At 37.2% G+C, this 17,749-nt stretch carries 21 protein-coding genes; 17 read left to right on the forward strand and 4 right to left on the reverse strand.

Going from position 1 to position 17,749, the window contains the following annotated elements; genetic code table 11:
* Nucleotides 1–11 precede the first annotated feature (11 nt).
* From ulaA to AC4BB7_RS03340, 12 genes are all read left to right on the forward strand, one after another.
* Nucleotides 12–1,379 (forward strand): PTS ascorbate transporter subunit IIC, encoded by a 1,368-nt coding sequence (ulaA, locus tag AC4BB7_RS03285; RefSeq protein ID WP_490484414.1) that lies wholly within the window; start codon nucleotides 12–14, stop codon nucleotides 1,377–1,379.
* A complete protein-coding gene (locus tag AC4BB7_RS03290) occupies nucleotides 1,379–2,209 on the forward strand; it encodes a transketolase (RefSeq protein WP_490484415.1) in 831 nt (276 codons plus the stop codon). The genes ulaA and AC4BB7_RS03290 overlap by 1 nt, the downstream gene beginning before the upstream one ends.
* On the forward strand, nucleotides 2,209–3,132 hold the full coding sequence (locus AC4BB7_RS03295; RefSeq protein WP_490484416.1) for a transketolase family protein: 924 nt from the start codon (nucleotides 2,209–2,211) through the stop codon (nucleotides 3,130–3,132). Before AC4BB7_RS03290 ends, AC4BB7_RS03295 begins: the two co-directional genes overlap by 1 nt.
* A gap of 111 nt (nucleotides 3,133–3,243) precedes the next feature.
* Nucleotides 3,244–3,774 carry a DNA-3-methyladenine glycosylase I gene (locus tag AC4BB7_RS03300; protein WP_490484417.1) on the forward strand — a complete coding sequence of 177 codons (531 nt, stop codon included), beginning with the start codon at nucleotides 3,244–3,246 and terminating at the stop codon, nucleotides 3,772–3,774.
* A gap of 644 nt (nucleotides 3,775–4,418) precedes the next feature.
* Entirely contained in the window at nucleotides 4,419–4,835 is a 417-nt protein-coding gene (locus tag AC4BB7_RS03305; RefSeq protein ID WP_490484418.1) for a hypothetical protein, read from the forward strand.
* Entirely contained in the window at nucleotides 4,836–5,159 is a 324-nt protein-coding gene (locus AC4BB7_RS03310) for a hypothetical protein (RefSeq protein ID WP_490484419.1), read from the forward strand.
* Nucleotides 5,160–5,267: 108 nt separating this feature from the next.
* On the forward strand, nucleotides 5,268–5,675 hold the full coding sequence (locus AC4BB7_RS03315) for a hypothetical protein (protein ID WP_490484420.1): 408 nt from the start codon (nucleotides 5,268–5,270) through the stop codon (nucleotides 5,673–5,675).
* A complete protein-coding gene (locus AC4BB7_RS03320; protein WP_490484421.1) occupies nucleotides 5,672–6,928 on the forward strand; it encodes an alpha/beta hydrolase family protein in 1,257 nt (418 codons plus the stop codon). Before AC4BB7_RS03315 ends, AC4BB7_RS03320 begins: the two co-directional genes overlap by 4 nt.
* Nucleotides 6,929–6,949: 21 nt before the next feature.
* A complete protein-coding gene (locus AC4BB7_RS03325) occupies nucleotides 6,950–7,258 on the forward strand; it encodes a hypothetical protein (RefSeq protein WP_490484422.1) in 309 nt (102 codons plus the stop codon).
* Between the two features lie 19 nt (nucleotides 7,259–7,277).
* Nucleotides 7,278–7,562, forward strand: a complete 285-nt coding sequence (locus tag AC4BB7_RS03330; RefSeq protein ID WP_490484423.1) for a hypothetical protein — start codon at nucleotides 7,278–7,280, stop codon at nucleotides 7,560–7,562.
* A 164-nt stretch (nucleotides 7,563–7,726) separates the two neighbouring features.
* Nucleotides 7,727–7,996 carry a hypothetical protein gene (locus AC4BB7_RS03335; RefSeq protein ID WP_490484424.1) on the forward strand — a complete coding sequence of 90 codons (270 nt, stop codon included), beginning with the start codon at nucleotides 7,727–7,729 and terminating at the stop codon, nucleotides 7,994–7,996.
* Nucleotides 7,989–8,306 carry a hypothetical protein gene (locus AC4BB7_RS03340; RefSeq protein ID WP_086315538.1) on the forward strand — a complete coding sequence of 106 codons (318 nt, stop codon included), beginning with the start codon at nucleotides 7,989–7,991 and terminating at the stop codon, nucleotides 8,304–8,306. The genes AC4BB7_RS03335 and AC4BB7_RS03340 overlap by 8 nt, the downstream gene beginning before the upstream one ends.
* A gap of 301 nt (nucleotides 8,307–8,607) precedes the next feature.
* Here AC4BB7_RS03340 and AC4BB7_RS03345 read toward each other — a convergent pair whose 3' ends face one another.
* On the reverse strand, nucleotides 8,608–9,339 hold the full coding sequence (locus AC4BB7_RS03345) for a MerR family transcriptional regulator (protein ID WP_490484425.1): 732 nt from the start codon (nucleotides 9,337–9,339) through the stop codon (nucleotides 8,608–8,610).
* A 324-nt stretch (nucleotides 9,340–9,663) separates the two neighbouring features.
* On the opposite strand from AC4BB7_RS03345, the gene AC4BB7_RS03350 reads away from it, so the two are divergent.
* The 3 genes from AC4BB7_RS03350 to AC4BB7_RS03360 all read left to right on the forward strand — a co-directional run bounded on the left by AC4BB7_RS03350 (nucleotide 9,664) and on the right by AC4BB7_RS03360 (nucleotide 12,650).
* Nucleotides 9,664–11,886 carry an ATP-binding cassette domain-containing protein gene (locus AC4BB7_RS03350; protein ID WP_490484426.1) on the forward strand — a complete coding sequence of 741 codons (2,223 nt, stop codon included), beginning with the start codon at nucleotides 9,664–9,666 and terminating at the stop codon, nucleotides 11,884–11,886.
* A gap of 141 nt (nucleotides 11,887–12,027) precedes the next feature.
* Nucleotides 12,028–12,300: an AbrB/MazE/SpoVT family DNA-binding domain-containing protein gene (locus AC4BB7_RS03355; RefSeq protein WP_490484427.1), complete on the forward strand. Its 273-nt coding sequence runs from the start codon at nucleotides 12,028–12,030 to the stop codon at nucleotides 12,298–12,300.
* Nucleotides 12,297–12,650: a type II toxin-antitoxin system PemK/MazF family toxin gene (locus AC4BB7_RS03360; protein ID WP_490484428.1), complete on the forward strand. Its 354-nt coding sequence runs from the start codon at nucleotides 12,297–12,299 to the stop codon at nucleotides 12,648–12,650. The genes AC4BB7_RS03355 and AC4BB7_RS03360 overlap by 4 nt, the downstream gene beginning before the upstream one ends.
* Before the next feature lie 82 nt (nucleotides 12,651–12,732).
* Here the strand turns inward: AC4BB7_RS03360 and AC4BB7_RS03365 are convergent, their stop codons facing one another.
* Nucleotides 12,733–12,984, reverse strand: coding sequence for a hypothetical protein (locus tag AC4BB7_RS03365; protein WP_490484429.1), 252 nt, complete (start codon nucleotides 12,982–12,984; stop codon nucleotides 12,733–12,735).
* 848 nt (nucleotides 12,985–13,832) lie between these two features.
* Here AC4BB7_RS03365 and AC4BB7_RS03370 point away from each other — a divergent pair.
* Entirely contained in the window at nucleotides 13,833–14,135 is a 303-nt protein-coding gene (locus AC4BB7_RS03370; RefSeq protein WP_490484430.1) for a hypothetical protein, read from the forward strand.
* On the forward strand, nucleotides 14,110–14,397 hold the full coding sequence (locus AC4BB7_RS03375) for a hypothetical protein (protein ID WP_490484431.1): 288 nt from the start codon (nucleotides 14,110–14,112) through the stop codon (nucleotides 14,395–14,397). Before AC4BB7_RS03370 ends, AC4BB7_RS03375 begins: the two co-directional genes overlap by 26 nt.
* A 294-nt stretch (nucleotides 14,398–14,691) precedes the next feature.
* Here AC4BB7_RS03375 and AC4BB7_RS03380 read toward each other — a convergent pair whose 3' ends face one another.
* Both AC4BB7_RS03380 and AC4BB7_RS03385 read right to left on the reverse strand, forming a co-directional pair.
* Entirely contained in the window at nucleotides 14,692–16,122 is a 1,431-nt protein-coding gene (locus AC4BB7_RS03380) for a 6-phospho-beta-glucosidase (protein ID WP_490484432.1), read from the reverse strand.
* 140 nt (nucleotides 16,123–16,262) lie between these two features.
* Complete coding sequence (locus tag AC4BB7_RS03385) at nucleotides 16,263–17,594, reverse strand: PTS sugar transporter subunit IIC (RefSeq protein ID WP_490484433.1); 1,332 nt, start codon at nucleotides 17,592–17,594, stop codon at nucleotides 16,263–16,265.
* Nucleotides 17,595–17,749 lie beyond the last annotated feature (155 nt).

The raw sequence follows: 17,749 nt of genomic DNA on the forward strand, positions 1-17,749 counted from the left end.
GGGAGAAAAATATGAATAGTATTTTAAATATATTGATCGATATCGCAAGTACGCCAGCAATTTTGGTTGCCTTGATCGCGGTTCTCGGATTAGGGTTACAGAAAAAGCCGATTTCAGATGTTGTCCGTGGCGGAATCAAAACGTTTGTTGGTTTTTTAGTCGTAACCGCTGGGGCTGGCGTGATTGAGGGATCGCTGGCGCCGTTTGGAGAAATGTTCCAGCATGCGTTTAATATGCAAGGTGTGGTGCCGAATAATGAAGCAATCGTTGCTTTAGCTTTAACGAAATATGGAACGTATACAGCACTTATTATGTTAGCGGGAATGGCGTTTAATATATTGATCGCGCGGATTACGAAGTTTAAATATATCTATTTAACAGGTCACGCGACACTTTATATGGCCTGTATGATTGCGGTGATTATGAGTGTTACCAAAATGAGTGCAGTGCCGTTAGTGTTAGTCGGTGGTTTGGCGTTAGGGTTAGCGAATACGATTTTCCCAGCAATCGCTCAGCCATTTACCAAACAAATCACGAAAAATGATTCAGTGGCATTGGGGCATACTGGAAACTTTGGTTATGCGCTTAGTGGTTTTATCGGAAAATATGTAGGAGATAAAGAGAAGTCAACAGAGGATATTAATTTTCCAAAAGGCTTGTCCTTTTTACGAGATTCAACAGTGAGTATTACATTGACGATGGGAATCGTGTATACAATCGTGGCATTATTTGCAGGGAATGACTTTATTTCTAAAAACCTTAGCAATGGGACTAATTATATTATTTATGCGTTACAACAAGCAGGGATGTTTGCGGCAGGTGTCTTTGTGATTTTAGCTGGAGTTCGTTTGATCTTGGCTGAAATTGTGCCAGCATTTAAAGGGATTTCTGAAAAATTAGTACCGAATTCAATTCCAGCATTAGATTGTCCAATCGTTTTTCCTTATGCGCCAAACGCTGTGTTGATTGGTTTTTTAACTAGTTTTGTTGGTGGAATCGTTAGTTTGTTTATTATGATCGCTACAGGAACAACTGTGATTATTCCAGGTGTAGTGCCGCATTTCTTCTGTGGGGCGACGGCAGGTGTTTTCGGTAATGCTACCGGCGGTGTCCGTGGTGCTGTGGTGGGTTCATTTATTCATGGCGTGATCATTAGTTTTATGCCGATTTTATTGATGCCTGTTATGGGAGATTTAGGTTTCCAAGGTTCGACATTCTCTGATACGGATTATGGTGTGACGGGGATTTTCCTAGGTAAATTAGCTGATATGGGTGGTCAAATCGCTGTTGTTGCTGGCGTTTTAGCCGTGTTAGCATTATTGATTGGATTAACGGTTTTCGGCAAGAAAAAGGTGAATGAAACGAAGGAGGCTGCATAATGGACACGCAGAAATTTGCAGATCAGATTCGTTATTATACGATGAGAGAGTTAGATAATTTAGGTTTTGGGCATTTTGGCGGTAGTTTATCGATTGTTGAAGTGTTAGCAGTTTTGTATGAAAAAGTTTTGAATGTTTCACCAGAAAGAAAAGACGATCCAGACCGTGATTATGTTGTTTTATCGAAAGGGCATGCAGGACCTGCGCTTTATGCTACGTTGTTTTTAAAGGACTATTTTGATGAAGCGTTTCTTTTCAGTTTAAATCAAAATGGAACGAATCTTCCTTCGCATCCAGATCGAATCAAAACGCCTGGAGTAGATATGACGACAGGTTCACTTGGTCAAGGGATTTCAGCGGCAACTGGGATTGCAAAAGGCAATCAGCTGTTAGGGAAAGAAAATTATACCTTTGCAATCGTTGGCGATGGGGAATTAAATGAAGGGCAATGCTGGGAAGCGTTTCAGTTTGCGGCACATCAGAAGTTAGATCATTTAATTGTGTTGATCGATGATAATAAAAAACAGTTAGATGGTTATACAACAGATATTTGTGATCCGTTTGATTTTGTTGAAAAAATGCAGGCTTTTGGTTTCAATAGTTGGCGTGTGGATGGCGGCGATGTTGATGCAATCGAAGTTGCGTTGAATCAAGCGAAACAAATGATCGATAAACCAACGGCGATTGTTTTAGATACAGTTAAAGGACAAGGAGTTCCTTACTTTGAAGAATTAGTGGACAATCATCATATTCGACCTGATGAGGTAGGAAAAGCAGCAATTAAAGAAGCCATTGCAACGTTGGCTGAAAAGATCGAGGTGAATCAATAATGAAAGACTTAGAAATGCGGCAAGTCTATACAAAAACGATTTTAGCGTTAGCTGAAAAAGACCCCAAAGTTGTAGCATTAGAAGCAGATTTAGCTAGCTCAATGGGGACGAGTAAGTTAAAGGAACAACTTGGCAGGCGCTACATTAATGTGGGCATCATGGAAGCCGAAGAAATGGGGGCAGCCGCAGGTTTGGCTGTTACAGGATTTATTCCATTTATTCACACATTTGCCCCTTTTGCGACAAGACGTTCCTTTGATCAAGTCTTTCTTTCTCTAGGATATGCTCAGAATCATGCGGTGATCGTGGGGACCGACCCAGGTGTTACAGCTGAAATGAATGGCGGAACTCATATGCCGTTTGAAGATCTTGCCTTGATGCGGGTGATTCCAAGAAATCATATATATGAAGTTTCAGATCCTTATCAGTTTAAAGCGATTTTAGAATATGCGCATACCGCACAAGGATTGTTCTATATTCGGACGATTCGTAAACAAGCGAATCCCTTATATACAGGTGATGAAGACTTTTCCAAAGGATACTGTAAGTTAAAAGCTGGGATGGATGGGACGATTTTTGCTAGTGGAATCATGGTAGCAGAAGCACTTCAAGCGGCCCATGATTTAGAGGAACAAGGGATTTCAGTTCAAGTGATCGACTTGTTTAGAATCAAACCGATGAATGAAGAAATCGTAATTGAAGCGGCTAGTTTAGGACCAATCGTAACGGCAGAGAATCATAATGTTATCGGTGGATTGGGCAGTGCTGTAGCGGAGATCGTTGCTGAAAATCAGCCGGTGAAAATGAAGCGAATCGGTGTCAAAGAACAATTCGGTCAAGTGGGTAGGTTAGAGTATTTGAAAGAAGTTTATGGTTTGAAAGCAGATAATATTTCTAAGGCTATGTGTGATTTGTTGCAGTAGTTGAGTCGTTTTAGAGTTTGGATGTATTCCAAGCTCTTTTTTTCATTAAGATAGGGCGAACTTTCCTCACTGTGCTATTATAAAAGAAATAATTATTTATAGGAGAAAAAGATGAAAAAAAAACAACCATCAAAATTTGACTGGTACCATAATCAGTGGGGCAAACCGACGCATGATGATCGATTGCTTTTTATTCTGTTAACGGTGGGAACCTTTCAAGCTGGATTAAGTTGGAAGGCGGCCGCTGGTAAACTAGATGCTTTTTTAAGAAACTTCCATAATATGGACATTCAAAAAGTTGCGGCTATGATGCCTGATGATGTAGAAAGAATCTTAAACGATCCAAAAATGATTCGCAATCCGAGAAAGATCAATGCCACGATTCAAAATGCACAAGCGATTTTGGGTGTGCAAAAAGAATATGGCAGTTTTGCTGAGTATATGTGGGATTTTGTTGGCGGAGTTCCTCATTTAAATGTATACGAAGAAGCGTATGAAGTGCCAAATGTTACGCCGCTATCTAAAAATGTGGCGAAAGATATGAAAAAGCATGGCTTTACTTTTGTTGGCCCAGTTGTGACCTATATGTTTATGAAAGCTAGTGGGATGATTCAAGATGAAGTGTTGAATCGAGAGGGATGATAACTCCTTAGAAATACAACGCTAAAATAGGATAAAGATGCGATTATTCCTATTGATGGAAGTATGATGTGAAAAAATGGGCAAAAGACAACCCAGACATGTTTTATAATTATCGCAATGGAAATGATGCTATCGGAGGACTTCGAGTGACCGGTCGAGAGTTTGCCATTATTATTGATATGGAAAAGACAAAAGGATGGCTGATCGATGGGGCAACGCTTACCATTAGTCTGGCTATGAATGATAAATGACCCCGTCAAAAGACTTGTTTTCTATCAGAAATATAGGTCTTTTTTTAATATTTTGAAAAAAATCAACAGATTAGTGTGGTAAAATTAAATATGATTTACTATAAGTTGTATATATTGTACAGGAAATACAATCTGAAAAAAATACGATATAAGGTTCCTTGAAAGTAGTTGTTTTGCCAACGTTAACCATCAATTTACTACTTTAAATGCAAAAGTAAGCGAGTTTACTGAACTATTAGAACAGGTCAACAAATAATTGAACGAAGTTGCAAACAATGTGGAAAGAACAGATCAAAATAGTTCTTCTGTGATTGGTCACGGACTGTAAGAAATTTAGATAGATGAGGTGGCTTGTATCAGATATGGGTACTACTGTAGATTGGAGAAAAAGAGATGATTAAAAAAAACAAAGTAGTAGTATTTATTTTTGTCATTTTAATTGTATTAGGAATAGGATTTGGAGGGAAATTGTATATGGATAAAAAAGCAGAAGATAAAGCTAAAGAAGAACAACAGAGTTTATTAAAAACAGAGCGAGAATCTGCAATTGTTTTAAAAAATAAATACCAAAGTCTTAAAAAAATAGTTTTTTTAGATAGTTATGGACCAGACCAAATAACAGGATCCTATGATATGAGAGTGACAATTACTTCGGAAGATAGCCAATCTGTTACTGTCAATTTTAGTTATTGGAAAGAAGCACATGATATTGGAAGTATAGATGTGATAGATGAAGCAATTCAAAAAAATGGAGTCACGACGAGTAAAGTAGATGTAATTTATACAAGCGGAGAAAAGGGGGGAATATAAATGATTTCAGAAAAAGAATACAAAGAAATCAGTGATAGAGTGTATAGGACAGACCCTAAGCACCCTAAGTATAATCCTAATTTAAAAGAAGGAGCTACTATAGAATTTAATAGTGTAAAATATGAAATTCTTGATGTGAAACATGAAATTCTTGATGTGAAACATGAACCCAAAAACGGAATGCAAGCAATGGCCGTTGCCCCAGTAGTTAACGGAAAAGCAGACACCACACAAGTAGTGATTGCCTATGCAGGAACGAATCAATCAGATAGTTTAGATATAGCGACAGATACACAAACAGTTAAGCGACTAAACTCACGTTAATGTAGGTAACGATAAGTTTAAAATTAAATAACGCTATTCAGGAAATTTATAATAAAATTATTTGGATTATATTGTAATTAATTTACCATCTATCTTCAGGAGGAAATAATGAATAAACGGATTGTTATAATAGCAGTAGTTATTACTATAGTGTTTATTGGAATAGGAGGAAAAATTTATATGGATAAAAAATCAGGAGAAAAAGCTAGAGGAGAACAACGAAATTTAATGGAAACAGAGCGAGAATCTGCAATTGTTTTAAAAAAGACATTTGCCAATATCAAATCTGTGAAGTTCATAGATAGCTATGGACCAGATTCTCAGACTGGATCTTATGTTATGGATATTATTCTTACTAATCTCAATGATGAATCCTTACAATTTAGATTCAGTTATTGGAAAGAAAGGGAGGAGATGGCAACTTATGTTATAGAAAATGCAGAAATTCAACTAGAAGGAATCACAAGAAATAAAATAAAAGTGGTTTTTACTGATGGAACTGAGGTAAATATATGATATCTGAAAAAATATATAATCAATTGAGTGAAACTGTTTATTTTTTAGATCCTAAGCATAAAAAATATAACTCTAAATTGGACAAAGGCGCGATTATTCCTATTGATGGAAAAAAATATGAAATTCTTGATGTGAAACATGAACCCAAAAATGGAATGCAAGCAATGGCCGTTGCCCCAGTAGTTAACGGAAAAGCAGACACCACACAAGTAGTGATTGCCTATGCAGGAACGAATCAATCAGATAGTTTAGATATAGCGACAGATATACAAACAGTAGGTGCAGGAAGTGATAAACTGAAATCATTTGATTGGTTTGGAGCACCAAAATCTGTAGTTCCTCAATCTCTCACAGCCCGACAATTCGCAGAGTCTATTAGAAATAAATATCCTTTTGCGACGATCACAACGACAGGTCATTCTTTAGGAGAAAGTTTAGCTTTTTACATTGCCGCAGAAAACAAATGGCTTAACGTGGGATTCAATGGTCCATATGCTGGAAGTATGATGTCAAAAGATGGAAAAAAATGGGCAAAAGACAACCCAGGTATGTTTTATAATTATCGCAATAGAAATGATGCTGTCGGAGGTCTTCGAGTAACGGGTCGAGAGTTTGCGATTATTATTGATATGGAAAAAGATGGAAAGATGGCTGATCGAATTGGTGGTGCTTACCATAGTCTGGCTATGTGGGAATTTGATAAAAAGACGGGTCGTTTGTTAATTCCTGACAATGCATTCAATGAAAAAGCGATCAAAAAAAGAGCTGAGAATGATAAACAGCGCTTACTAGGTGTTCTTAACAGCACACAAGCATGGATGAAGTTCTTGCGAAATAAGTTAAAGAAAAGTGGCGGCGGTTTATCAGCCAATGAAGCTATCTTCTTAGACAGTGTTGAAGCACTTCTTGTGTTAAATGCACAAATGAGTACAGTCAATGCAACGTTTTTGGAAGCAGAAAGTTTCCTTCGTCGGCAAACAGAAAAAGCAGAACGTTCTTGGCGAAAATCCTTAGAAGCAGGAAAAACATTAGGTCCTGATTTAAGCGAACCAGAAGTACTAGACGCACTTGAATCTATAGGTGTCAGTAAATCAATTGTTTCTGATCGGCCTAAAGAGAGAAATGAATCGAAAATTGCTGAATACAAAGAGATCGCAAGCAGTTGTGATACGCTGAAAACAGAAATTCATGGAAGTATTGAAACACTATTATCTGTTGATCAACAATTAGCGAAACAATTTCAACCAGAATAACTGTAAAGGAATGCGTTAAGAATGGATAAAGAAGAAGAACTAAAGCTAGAGTATCTAAAAGAGTTACGCATATGTGAGGAAAAAGAAGATCAGTTAGCTTGGAATAAAACAAAAGTATTTCAAGAAATAGATGACTATATCAAAGAAACAGAGTATTGGGCAGGAAAACTTCCTTTTGGTCGTGAAGCCATATCTGAAGCGTATCATCACTTCCAAAATGAATCGTTGGAATTAGAGGATCAATTTAATCAAGAAAGAAAAAAAATAATACACGAGATGGACGAGTTAGAACAGAACTACAGAAAAGAACTACGTAATTTAGAAAATTAAAAGGAGCATTTTAAAAGGTATGGTAGAGATATTCACAGATGAAATCCTCGATGAAGCAGGATTAAAGGAGCTTAGAAAAGCACGACAAAAAAATAATATTCGTTCTTTCGTAGGGACTGCCGCACTTATGGAGCACGCATCAAGAGAACAAGAAATAAAATCAATTACGGACACGTACATAAATGAATTAAAAAGTTCTTTAGAGAGTTTATCGAGTAATATAGGCAATTCTCTAAAAGGGCAAGCAGGAAAAAAAGTAAAAGCGGCAATAAAACAACAGACCTCGAAAATTCAATCAATATAGACGAAATGGATTTTCCAGTTCTTTGAAAGGTACAAGGCTTCTATTTTAATGTAGAGATAGATCAAATGATTTTTTTCGACTGATGAACGCGTCGGGAGCTGTTGAAATAGGGTATAATCCTTTATGATGTTGACTAAGCAATTAAATAAAAAAGAGGTGTTTTTATGGATGAAAAAGAACTTGAACGTGAAAAGGAACGGCAAAAAGAACTTGTCCGGAAAATAGGCGAGGAAACTGTAGCGAAGCAGCAACAAATGCATGCGACTGTTGAAAAAAATACTAGTGAGATAATGGCCCGGATGCTTGAAACGATTCAAGATACACAGAAATTGGTGGAGAAGTGGTCGGGGCTTGAACAACTAGCAAAGAAACCTGACCTTCACCTAGTACCACCACTCTCGTCAGAAATACCAAAGGAGGGACCTCATGACTGAAAAACGTCCCAAAATAAATGTAGAAATGGATCCCTCACAATACTATCCTTATGTTCGTGAAGCATTAAAAAAAGAGCTAGAAGGACAGTTTCCTAATAATCCAGAAGCTGTTGCAGAACATTTAGATTTTGCAGATAATCTTCACACACTAGAACAAGAAATGGAAAAAATCATGACTTCTGTTGACCAACGAATGATTGCAGCAGAAAATAATGCATTGACTTTTTTAGAAGCTTCACCCGAACGTATTCCTCTTCATATCAAGCGGTTAGCTACTTTCTATGAACAGTGGAAACATGAAAATAGATAAGCAGCCAATTTGAAAAAGAATACTACATTTTCTTCCTCAACTTTTTTTCGAGAGGATGGGACAGGAGCATTCATTCAGAAGGAGTTGCTTCTGCTCCTAACGTTTATCCAGATTCCGCTTGATTGGGATATGACTCGTAGAGTTATGTCCCAATCATTTTTTTACTTAGAATCCTACATATCCTTGAAAAAATATAGAAGATGCTATTCAACTTATAGAAATGATTTCTTTTTATGCGACGAGCAATCGCAGGAGCGAATAAGTAAATTGATTTAGTTTAACTCTAGCTCTTTGTTGTAATCTAATAAAAATCAGTACTAGGAAAATCTTCAAAAAACTCTGGTTCCAAAAACTGAATCAATGCATAAATATATTTAGTAGAAATCATTTGACGCTTCAATAACTCATTCAAAGCTCGTAAGGATTGCTCTGCAAGTTCGATCATCCGCTTAGGAGAATCAGCCTGAAACTGAGCAAGGATTTTCCGAACCTCATCCAGTGACCAAGTTGAAGCTCGAATCATACGGATAAATAATAATTGCTGAATCGCATGTTCATCAAACATTCGATAATTACTCTCTGGATCTCGAGGTACTTCAAGTAACCGCTCTTTGGTCCAGTGGCGAATGGCTGTTTCTGTAATAGCTAAACGTTCAGCTGTTTCTCCAATCGTTAGCCAGCCCCTTGTTGGCATTTGGGTGATTTCTTGCCATTCTTCTTCATGAAGAAGTGCTAAGGTTTGATCAGATATCTTTTTTCGTTGGTTTAATTTTACCTGCTCTTCATTCAATAACCAGAATGCGGTTGTAAAATCATGACCTTGGATCGCTGCCATGATTTTTTGAGTCGCATGATAACCATAAGTAATCGTTGTCGTTCTGATCGCTCGGAAATAGTGCAGACTTTCCTCTGTATAAAGACGATAACCGCTGTTGCTTCGCTCAGGCAAGGGAAGGAGTTGTTTTTTTTCATAATGGCGTAATAAGCTTGTGCTGATAGTTAATTCTCTCGCAATTTCAATCGGTCGAATCATTATAAACTATTCCTCCGGATGACAATGTTTTCTCTTATTATAATTGATTTAACAAAGATTACAATCGGAAACCTTAGAACTTGCATGAATGTGCTACGATAGGGTTAGTCTGGTGATATCCAGCTACACAAATCAATCCTTAGGAAAATAGATAAATTGTCAGTGAAATGAAAAACATTTCAATGCCAATTTCCTAATTTTTTACAGGATTAACCGATTTGTTCCGCTTTTGCTGTGAAACACAGTGAATAGAGTGAACTGATGTTGAACAGTACAAGACTTTCGCAGAAAGTGTTGATCATTTTCATTTTAAGGAGGATTTTTATGACAGAATATGTAACGATCAATGGGGCGAGAGAGAATAATTTGAAAAATGTTTCTGTAAAAATACCGAAACGAAAAATCACTGTTTTTACAGGAGTGTCAGGTTCAGGAAAATCTTCGATTGTTTTTGAAACAATAGCCAATGAATCTCAACGACAGTTGAACGAAACTTTTAGCGCCTTTATCCAAAATTTTCTGCCTAAATATCAACAACCAGACGTGGATAGTATTGAAAATTTATCGACTTCCGTTGTCATCAATCAAAAACGTCTCGGCGGAAATTCTCGTTCAACCTTAGGAACAATCACAGATATCAATCCTTTACTTCGAGTTCTGTTTTCAAGATTTGGCAAACCAAGTATTGGCACAGCTAATTATTTTTCGTTTAACGATCAGGCAGGCATGTGTCCTGAATGTCAAGGTATCGGCAAAACTGTGCGCATCGATGAAGATAAATTCTTAGATCGCTCGCAGTCTCTAAATAGTGGAGCTATTCAGTTTTCAGCATTCAAAAACACGGAATGGTATATGAAAGGTTATTTAGATTCAGGTCTTTTTGATAATGATAAAAAAATTGAAGACTACACAGAACAAGAATTAGAAACATTGCTTTATGGAAAAGATTTCAAAGTCAAAATCGATGGTGTCAATTTAACCTACGAAGGGTTATTCACTAAATTTAATCGTCTATATCTACAAAAAGAAGGCGAAATTTCTCCAAGAACACAAAAGTTGATCAATGAGTATACCTTGGAAGCGTGCTGTCCAACTTGTGATGGAAAACGTTTATCTAAAGCCTCTTTAGCTGTGAAAGTCGGTGCCTATTCGATTGCTGATTTTACCTCAATGGAAGTTGGGAAACTGCTGAAAGTGCTAGAAACACTAGAAGTTCCCAATGCACAACCGATCATTAAAAATTTGAAAGAAAAAATCAGTCATTTAGTTGAAATCGGCTTAGGCTATTTAAGTTTAGAACGAGAAACGACCACCTTATCTGGCGGTGAATCGCAGCGTGTGAAGATGGTCAAGCATTTAAACAATAGTTTGGTGGATTTGATTTACATTTTTGATGAACCTAGTATTGGACTGCATCCTAGAGATGTCCATCGTTTAAATGAATTGTTGTTTAAGCTGAGAGATAAAGGCAATACTGTGATCGTGATCGAACATGATCCAGATGTGATCAAAATTGCCGATCATGTAATCGAGGTTGGGCCGCAAGCTGGAAAACATGGCGGAAATATCATGTTTGAAGGAACCTATCAAGAATTACTTTCATCAAATACGCTAACTGGAAACTTTTTGAACAATCAAACCGTATTAAAAAGCGAAGTTCGACCTGCGAAAGAGTTTTATCAAGGACGTTCTTCAAACATGCATAATTTAAAAGATAGTGCACTGCGGATTCCTAAAAAAACATTGACGATGATCACAGGTGTAGCAGGTTCAGGGAAAAGTACCTTAGTCAAAGATTCCTTTTTAGCGGAGTATCCCGAAGCAATCGTGATCGATCAAGCTGCCGCACAAACAAATTCACGTTCCAATCCAGCAACCTATATTGGCATCATGGATAATATTAGAAAACTATTCGGCAAAGCAAACGATGTTTCACCATCTTTATTTAGTTACAATTCCAAAGGTGGTTGTGAAAACTGTAAAGGACAAGGTTACATCGAAACGAACTTAGCTTTTATGGATACGATCAAAAGTGAATGTGAGGTATGTGACGGCAAGCGCTATAAACAAGAAGTATTAGCGTATCAGTTTCAAGGAAAAAATATCACGGAAGTATTAGCACTGACAGTGGAAGATGCGCTGGAATTTTTTAAAGAGCCAGCAATTTTAAAAAAAATCAAGGCTATGGATCAAGTCGGATTGAGTTATTTAACGTTGGGACAGCCGATGAACACCTTATCAGGCGGTGAATGTCAGCGCATGAAATTAGCCAGTGAGTTTTACAAAAAAGGCAGTATTTATGTCTTGGATGAGCCGTCTACTGGGTTACATTTATCCGATATTGAGCATTTACTTCAAATCATGAATCATTTAGTAGATCAAGGAAATACAGTGGTGGTGATCGAGCACCATGTTGATTTGATCAAGCAAGGAGATTGGATCGTAGATATTGGACCAGATGGCGGGAACCAAGGTGGAGAAATTGTGTTTGAAGGGAAACCAGGAGACATAAAACATAGTCCCTCGATTACGGGGCAATTTATTTAAAGGATTTAGAACGGAAAGTTGAGGGGAAAAGTATCTCTTCAACTTTCTTTATGCAAAAATGATGGGTGATAGCATTTCCTTACCTTTCCTTACTTTTTGTGTTATAATAAGTTAGATTAATTACGAAGAGGAGGATATCTGATGAAAACGAAAAAGCATACAGCAATCGTTGCAAAAATCACAACCAAAAACCAAGTAACGATTCCAAAACCAATTCGTCAGCGCCTAGACATTCATTCCCATGATGAACTAGCTTTCGAGATCCAAGAAAATGGGGATATCCTTGTGAAAAAAAATGAAGATAAAGAAGATATCTGGCAAGTCGTTGCCCAACAGCAACAGCAATACGGTAAAGATGAAGAAACGGAATTCGACTGGGGCGAAGATGTTGGTGAAGAGGTTATTTCAGAATGAAAAAATTCCAGCAAGGAGAGATTGTCTTTGTTGATCTCAACCCAACAAAAGGTGTGGAAACAAGCAAGATAAGACCCTGTGTAGTGGTTAGTAATAATCAATACAACAATTTTCTTAATACAATCATCGTAGCCCCTATCAGTAGTTCTGCAAAGTATCAAGAAAATCCTAAGTACAGAGACTCGCCACTGTTTATTGATTTACCAGAAGGTGAAAAAATAAATGGAACGATTTTATTGCAGCATTTGAGGAGTATTGATCCTGAATGTAGAATTAACCAGTCTGCTGTATCAAAAATAAATGAAATGACATTGGATAGACTAAGAAAAGTTGTCCAACAGTTTTTCTAATCAACTAGAAATAGGCATGGCTCATAATAAAAAACAACTTGTTGCACTCCACAAGTTGTTTTTTTTATTTGTAGAAACTATTCTATTCGTTTGATTTCACTAGCTTGCTTAAACAAACCTCAGTATCGACTAACAATTCTCCAAAATTCTGATAAACCACTTCAAACATTTCAGCACAAGCTTGCATTTCGCCAGAAGTTCTTATTTTCTTCCCATCAAGAAAATGACGCATAAAATGCAATGCTTCATGCCACTCTTTCAATTCATACAAATAAGTTTTTACATCCAAAATATTCTGATAACCGATTGTTTTTGATTCCTGTGATTTTCCCATATCCACATTCTCCTAGTCTAAATTTGATTGAAAGCCCAACTAGATAGGCAAACAAAAAACGATCAGACCCGCGCCTCATCGTTTTCAATAGACACAACCACAGAACACTTGCCTACGCAATTTAGAAGAATTTCTCACATAAGGTAGAAATTCACACTAAAATTGGGTACAATAAAACAAGCTGGTACTTCGGTATCGGCTATCGGCAACTTGTATTGGCAGTGCTTGCTGACTTTACAGGGTCTCATGATTTTGGTTCCCGCCAAAATTGTGAGGTGCCGTTTTTTATTTTCTATCAGGTCGTTGTTACAAAATAGGATAGAAACAAAAACAGATATCGGGAAAATTTCCCAATACCTGTTCATCAATAGTATGAACTACCCTTACTTTTTCACTTCTCATCAAATAAAACGATACAAAAAAGAAGCAGTCAAAGACACTTGAATTTTGTACAATGAAAGAAGCTAGTGGTAATGCTAGCGACTATTGGCGACTTGTTTGGGCAGTGCTTGCTGACTTTACAAGGCCTCTAAGTATCTGGTTCCCGCCGGATGCTTGAGGTGCCAATGATTATTTATATGTGATGAAGCTTTATGAACGTTTCCGAGTTCTTAAAGCTTTTTTCGTTTCTATCCTATACCAATAAGTATAAAGAACTTGACATGAATGGTCAATACGAACAAGGGAGAAAATTGCTCGATTCTCCCAATAGTATGGATAATATTTAGTCATAAAACTAAAATGGAAAAATAATTTTCAGAAAAACCTTGACGATGAAAAAATACATAAAGTAATATATTATTAACTCTGTCGCGATGAGAACTAAAAAGTGAAAGTTGATATAATGTATGAAAAAAAAGTTGTTTAAATTGGCAGTAACAGTTTTTGCAGGAATAGTATTTTGTTCAGCGACAGCACCTTACGCTGTTTATGCAAGTGAAGTAGATGCGGTAGAGACAACAGAAAAGGAAGAAATGGGTCTTGAAGCAAGCAGTTCTTTAAATACCTCTGAAGAAGATGCTGATGTTTATACACTAACACCTGAGGATGAAGCCAATATTAATCAAGCAGTTGATAATTACTTAGCGATGGAAGGGTTTAATCCTATGATGCAAGCTCGATGTTTTGGAAGAAATTGGTGGAATTATTGATGCTGCACTGGTTGTAATAGGAATTGGTACTGCAGCGAAGAGTGCACAAGCCACGATGAAAATTCTTAGAGCGAATAGACGTAACATTACATGTGTTGTAGAAAAACAAATTGCTGCAAGAATAGGTATTGGTATTGGCGGGCTTATTTCTAGTGCAATAGATGCTGTAGGTAGCGTTGTTGGAAACTTTAGTGTGGGTTACTTTATTGCATGTGGGCTAGACAAAGCAGATCGCAGATATGATGGGTATACTTTAGCTTAAAGAAAGAAGTTTTAACATGACATTTAAGAAAAAAATGAAAAAAAGAATTCTAGTAATATTATGGATTTCTTGCTTTATACTAGTATTTTCCATTTGGGCCTTTATCAAGGCTAAATACTTTTCTGGATTTTGTTGTATTGCAATTGGCATCGCTGGTATCCTTATTTATTCCAAATTCAAAAAAGCTATAGATACAATAGAAGAATAAAAGAGACAGAGAAAAAGCATGAGAGGACAAAACAAACAATTTCTCGTTTGTTTTATCCTCTCATGCTTTTTTTATATCAAAACCTCTTACAACTCTTCACCATTACTCTTAATCACTTGCTGATACCAATCAAATGACTTCTTCTTAGAACGCGCCAACGTTCCTTGTCCCTCATTATCCTTATCCACATAGATAAAACCATACCGTTTCTTCATCTCACCAGTTCCCGCAGAAACCAAATCAATAAAGCCCCAAGGCGTATAGCCAATCAAGGGAATGCCATCAAATTCAACGGCTTCTTTCATCATTTCAATATGGGCTTTCAAATAATCGATGCGATATTGGTCATTGATCGTGCCATCTGGTTCAATTTCATCGATCGCACCAAAGCCATTTTCCACAATAAACAAAGGCAATTCATAGCGCTCATTAAACCAGTTCATCGCATAACGCAAGCCAAGTGGATCGATTTGCCAACCCCAATCAGAAGCTTCTACATAAGGATTCTTGACTAAATCTTTCGATTCATCGTAATCAAAAGCAGGGCCTTTATCATGATCTTTAATAGCAAATGACATATAGTAACTAAAGCCGATATAATCCACACAACCATGGGTTAAATCAGTCAAATCCTGTTCCGTAATATCTAAATCAAACCCTTTACGTGCCAAATAGTTTTCCATAAAACTAGGATAATGACCACGAACATGAACATCCGTAAACCAGTAACGTTTTTGCATGGCACTGACCGACATCATCATATCTTTTGGATTACAAGAATACGGATAAATGGGGCACATCGCGATCATACAACCAATTTGAAAATCAGGATTGATCTCATGACCGATTTTAACAGCTTGTGCGCTAGCTACTAACTCATAATGAGCCGCTTGATACATGATCTTTTCACGATCTTCGCCTTCTTGGTATTTGATCCCAGAGTTGGTAAACGGCGCAAAGTCTTCCGCATAATTTGCTTGATTGTTAATTTCATTGAAAGTCATCCAATAAGTTACTTTATCTTTGTAACGTTCAAAACAAACACGAGCAAACTTCGCAAAGAAATCAATCATTTTACGATTACGCCAGCCACCATATTCAGTGACTAAATGATACGGCATTTCAAAATGTGAGAGGGTGATCACAGGTTCGATTCCATATTTTAAACATTCGTCGAACAAGTCATCATAGAACTGCAAGCCTTCCTCATTTGGTTCTGCTTCATCACCATTGGGGAAAATTCGTGTCCAGGCAATCGATGTTCGGAAACAGTTCAAGCCAAGATCAGCAAACAATTTTACATCTTCTTTATAATGATGGTAAAAATCAATTGCTTCATGGTTCGGGTAGTTTTCACCTTGCAGCACACCATCTGTGATTCGTCTAGGTACACCATGAGCACCGACGGTCATTACATCGGCAACGCTAACCCCTTTACCACCTTGATCCCATCCACCTTCTAATTGATGAGCGGCAACAGCGCCGCCCCAAAGAAAATTTTCTCTTAAAATTGACATATGATCTACTCCTTTAACTTGTAAATTTATTCATTTCTATTTTTAATTCATATTGAACATTAAAATCACTACACAGCTGGGAGGAATTAATTGAACGGATCAGCTGTGCAGTGATGTTTAAGTTAGTTTAGAACGGGTGTTTAAGCTTCAGCTTCAATTTCTTCTAACACTTCTTCTGTAATCGGTTGATTTGTTTCTTGTGCATAGTTGATAGCATCCATTTTTCTAGCAAATGGTAGGTAAATAAAGAATCCTAACGTTAAAACAAATGCTTGTAGTAAAGCTGCTTGCCAACCGCCAACTAATAATCCTGAAATGATTGGCGGTGTTGTCCAAGGCACTTGAACCGCTGTGAATAATGGGACTAAACCAGTGTACAAAGCAAAGTAAGTAATAACAGATGATACGACAGGCGTTAAAATAAATGGAATCGCCATGATCGGGTTCATTACGATCGGTGTCGCAAACGTGATGGGTTCATTAATGTTGAACACGGCAGGTCCAATTGACAAACGACCTAATTGTTTGAACTGTGCAGATTTTGCAAAGAACACCATGTATACCACTAAACCAAGTGTCATACCAGCACCCGTTACTGTTAAAAATTGATCTAAGAATTGTTGCGTTACGATATGACCGCCGTTTGCAACAGTTAATTCTTTACCAGCTTTTAAAATATCTGTATTTTCTAAAGAGTTCGCTTGTAAAATCGGACCCATGATTCCGCCGACGATCGTTGAACCGTGGACACCGAAGAACCAGAATAAAGGGACTAAGAAACCAAGTACTAACGCACCGCCCAAGGAATCAGTCACACCTTGAAGTGGAGATTGTAAGACATCATAAATGAAATCAAAGAACGTTGTTTTAAAGAATTTATCAAAGAAAATATAGACAAACATCGCACCAGTAATTAAAGCCGCAGCAGGAATCAAGGCAGTAAATGAGTTTGCTACGTTTTCAGGAACAGCTTCAGGTAATTTGATCCGAATATCGTGACGTAAGAACCAACTGTAAACCCAACCAACGATAAGACCAACGATGATGGCTGTGATCATTCCTTTACCAGCAGTCCAGTCTTTATTGATGACATTGCCGATCGTTACTCCACTGTCTAAATCAGTTACATCTGGAGCCATAAATAAGATAAAGACAACAAGGGAAATCATACCGGCAGGTAGGCCTTCAAAACCTTCTGTTTTCACATAAGAATAAGCAATCCCAATTACCGCAAAGACTGACATGATGGCAAAAGATGCCCCATAAGCCTGATTGAAGTATACGACCAAACCACTGTCGGTGATCCATTTTGCCACGGATTCAATTGGTAAATTCGCTAATAATAGAAAAATCGAACCCACAATCGTAAATGGCATGGTATATAACATCCCATTTCTTAACGCTGTAATCGCTTTAGTATTGACGAATTTTAAAACGGGTGGTAGAACTTTTTCATTGATCCATTCATTCATTCTAAACCTCTCCTTTGGTTAACTAAAGTAACGGAAAATAAGTGCGTGTAGTAGTATTTCAATAGAGCGCCGCTCTAATTTAAATCTACTGAATACGTTTACATGTTTACTATAAAAGAAATTTTGTTGTTTTAAAATAGGGTGAGCACGTTGAG

Source organism: Enterococcus sp. AAFC-DPL-5182 (assembly GCF_058216605.1).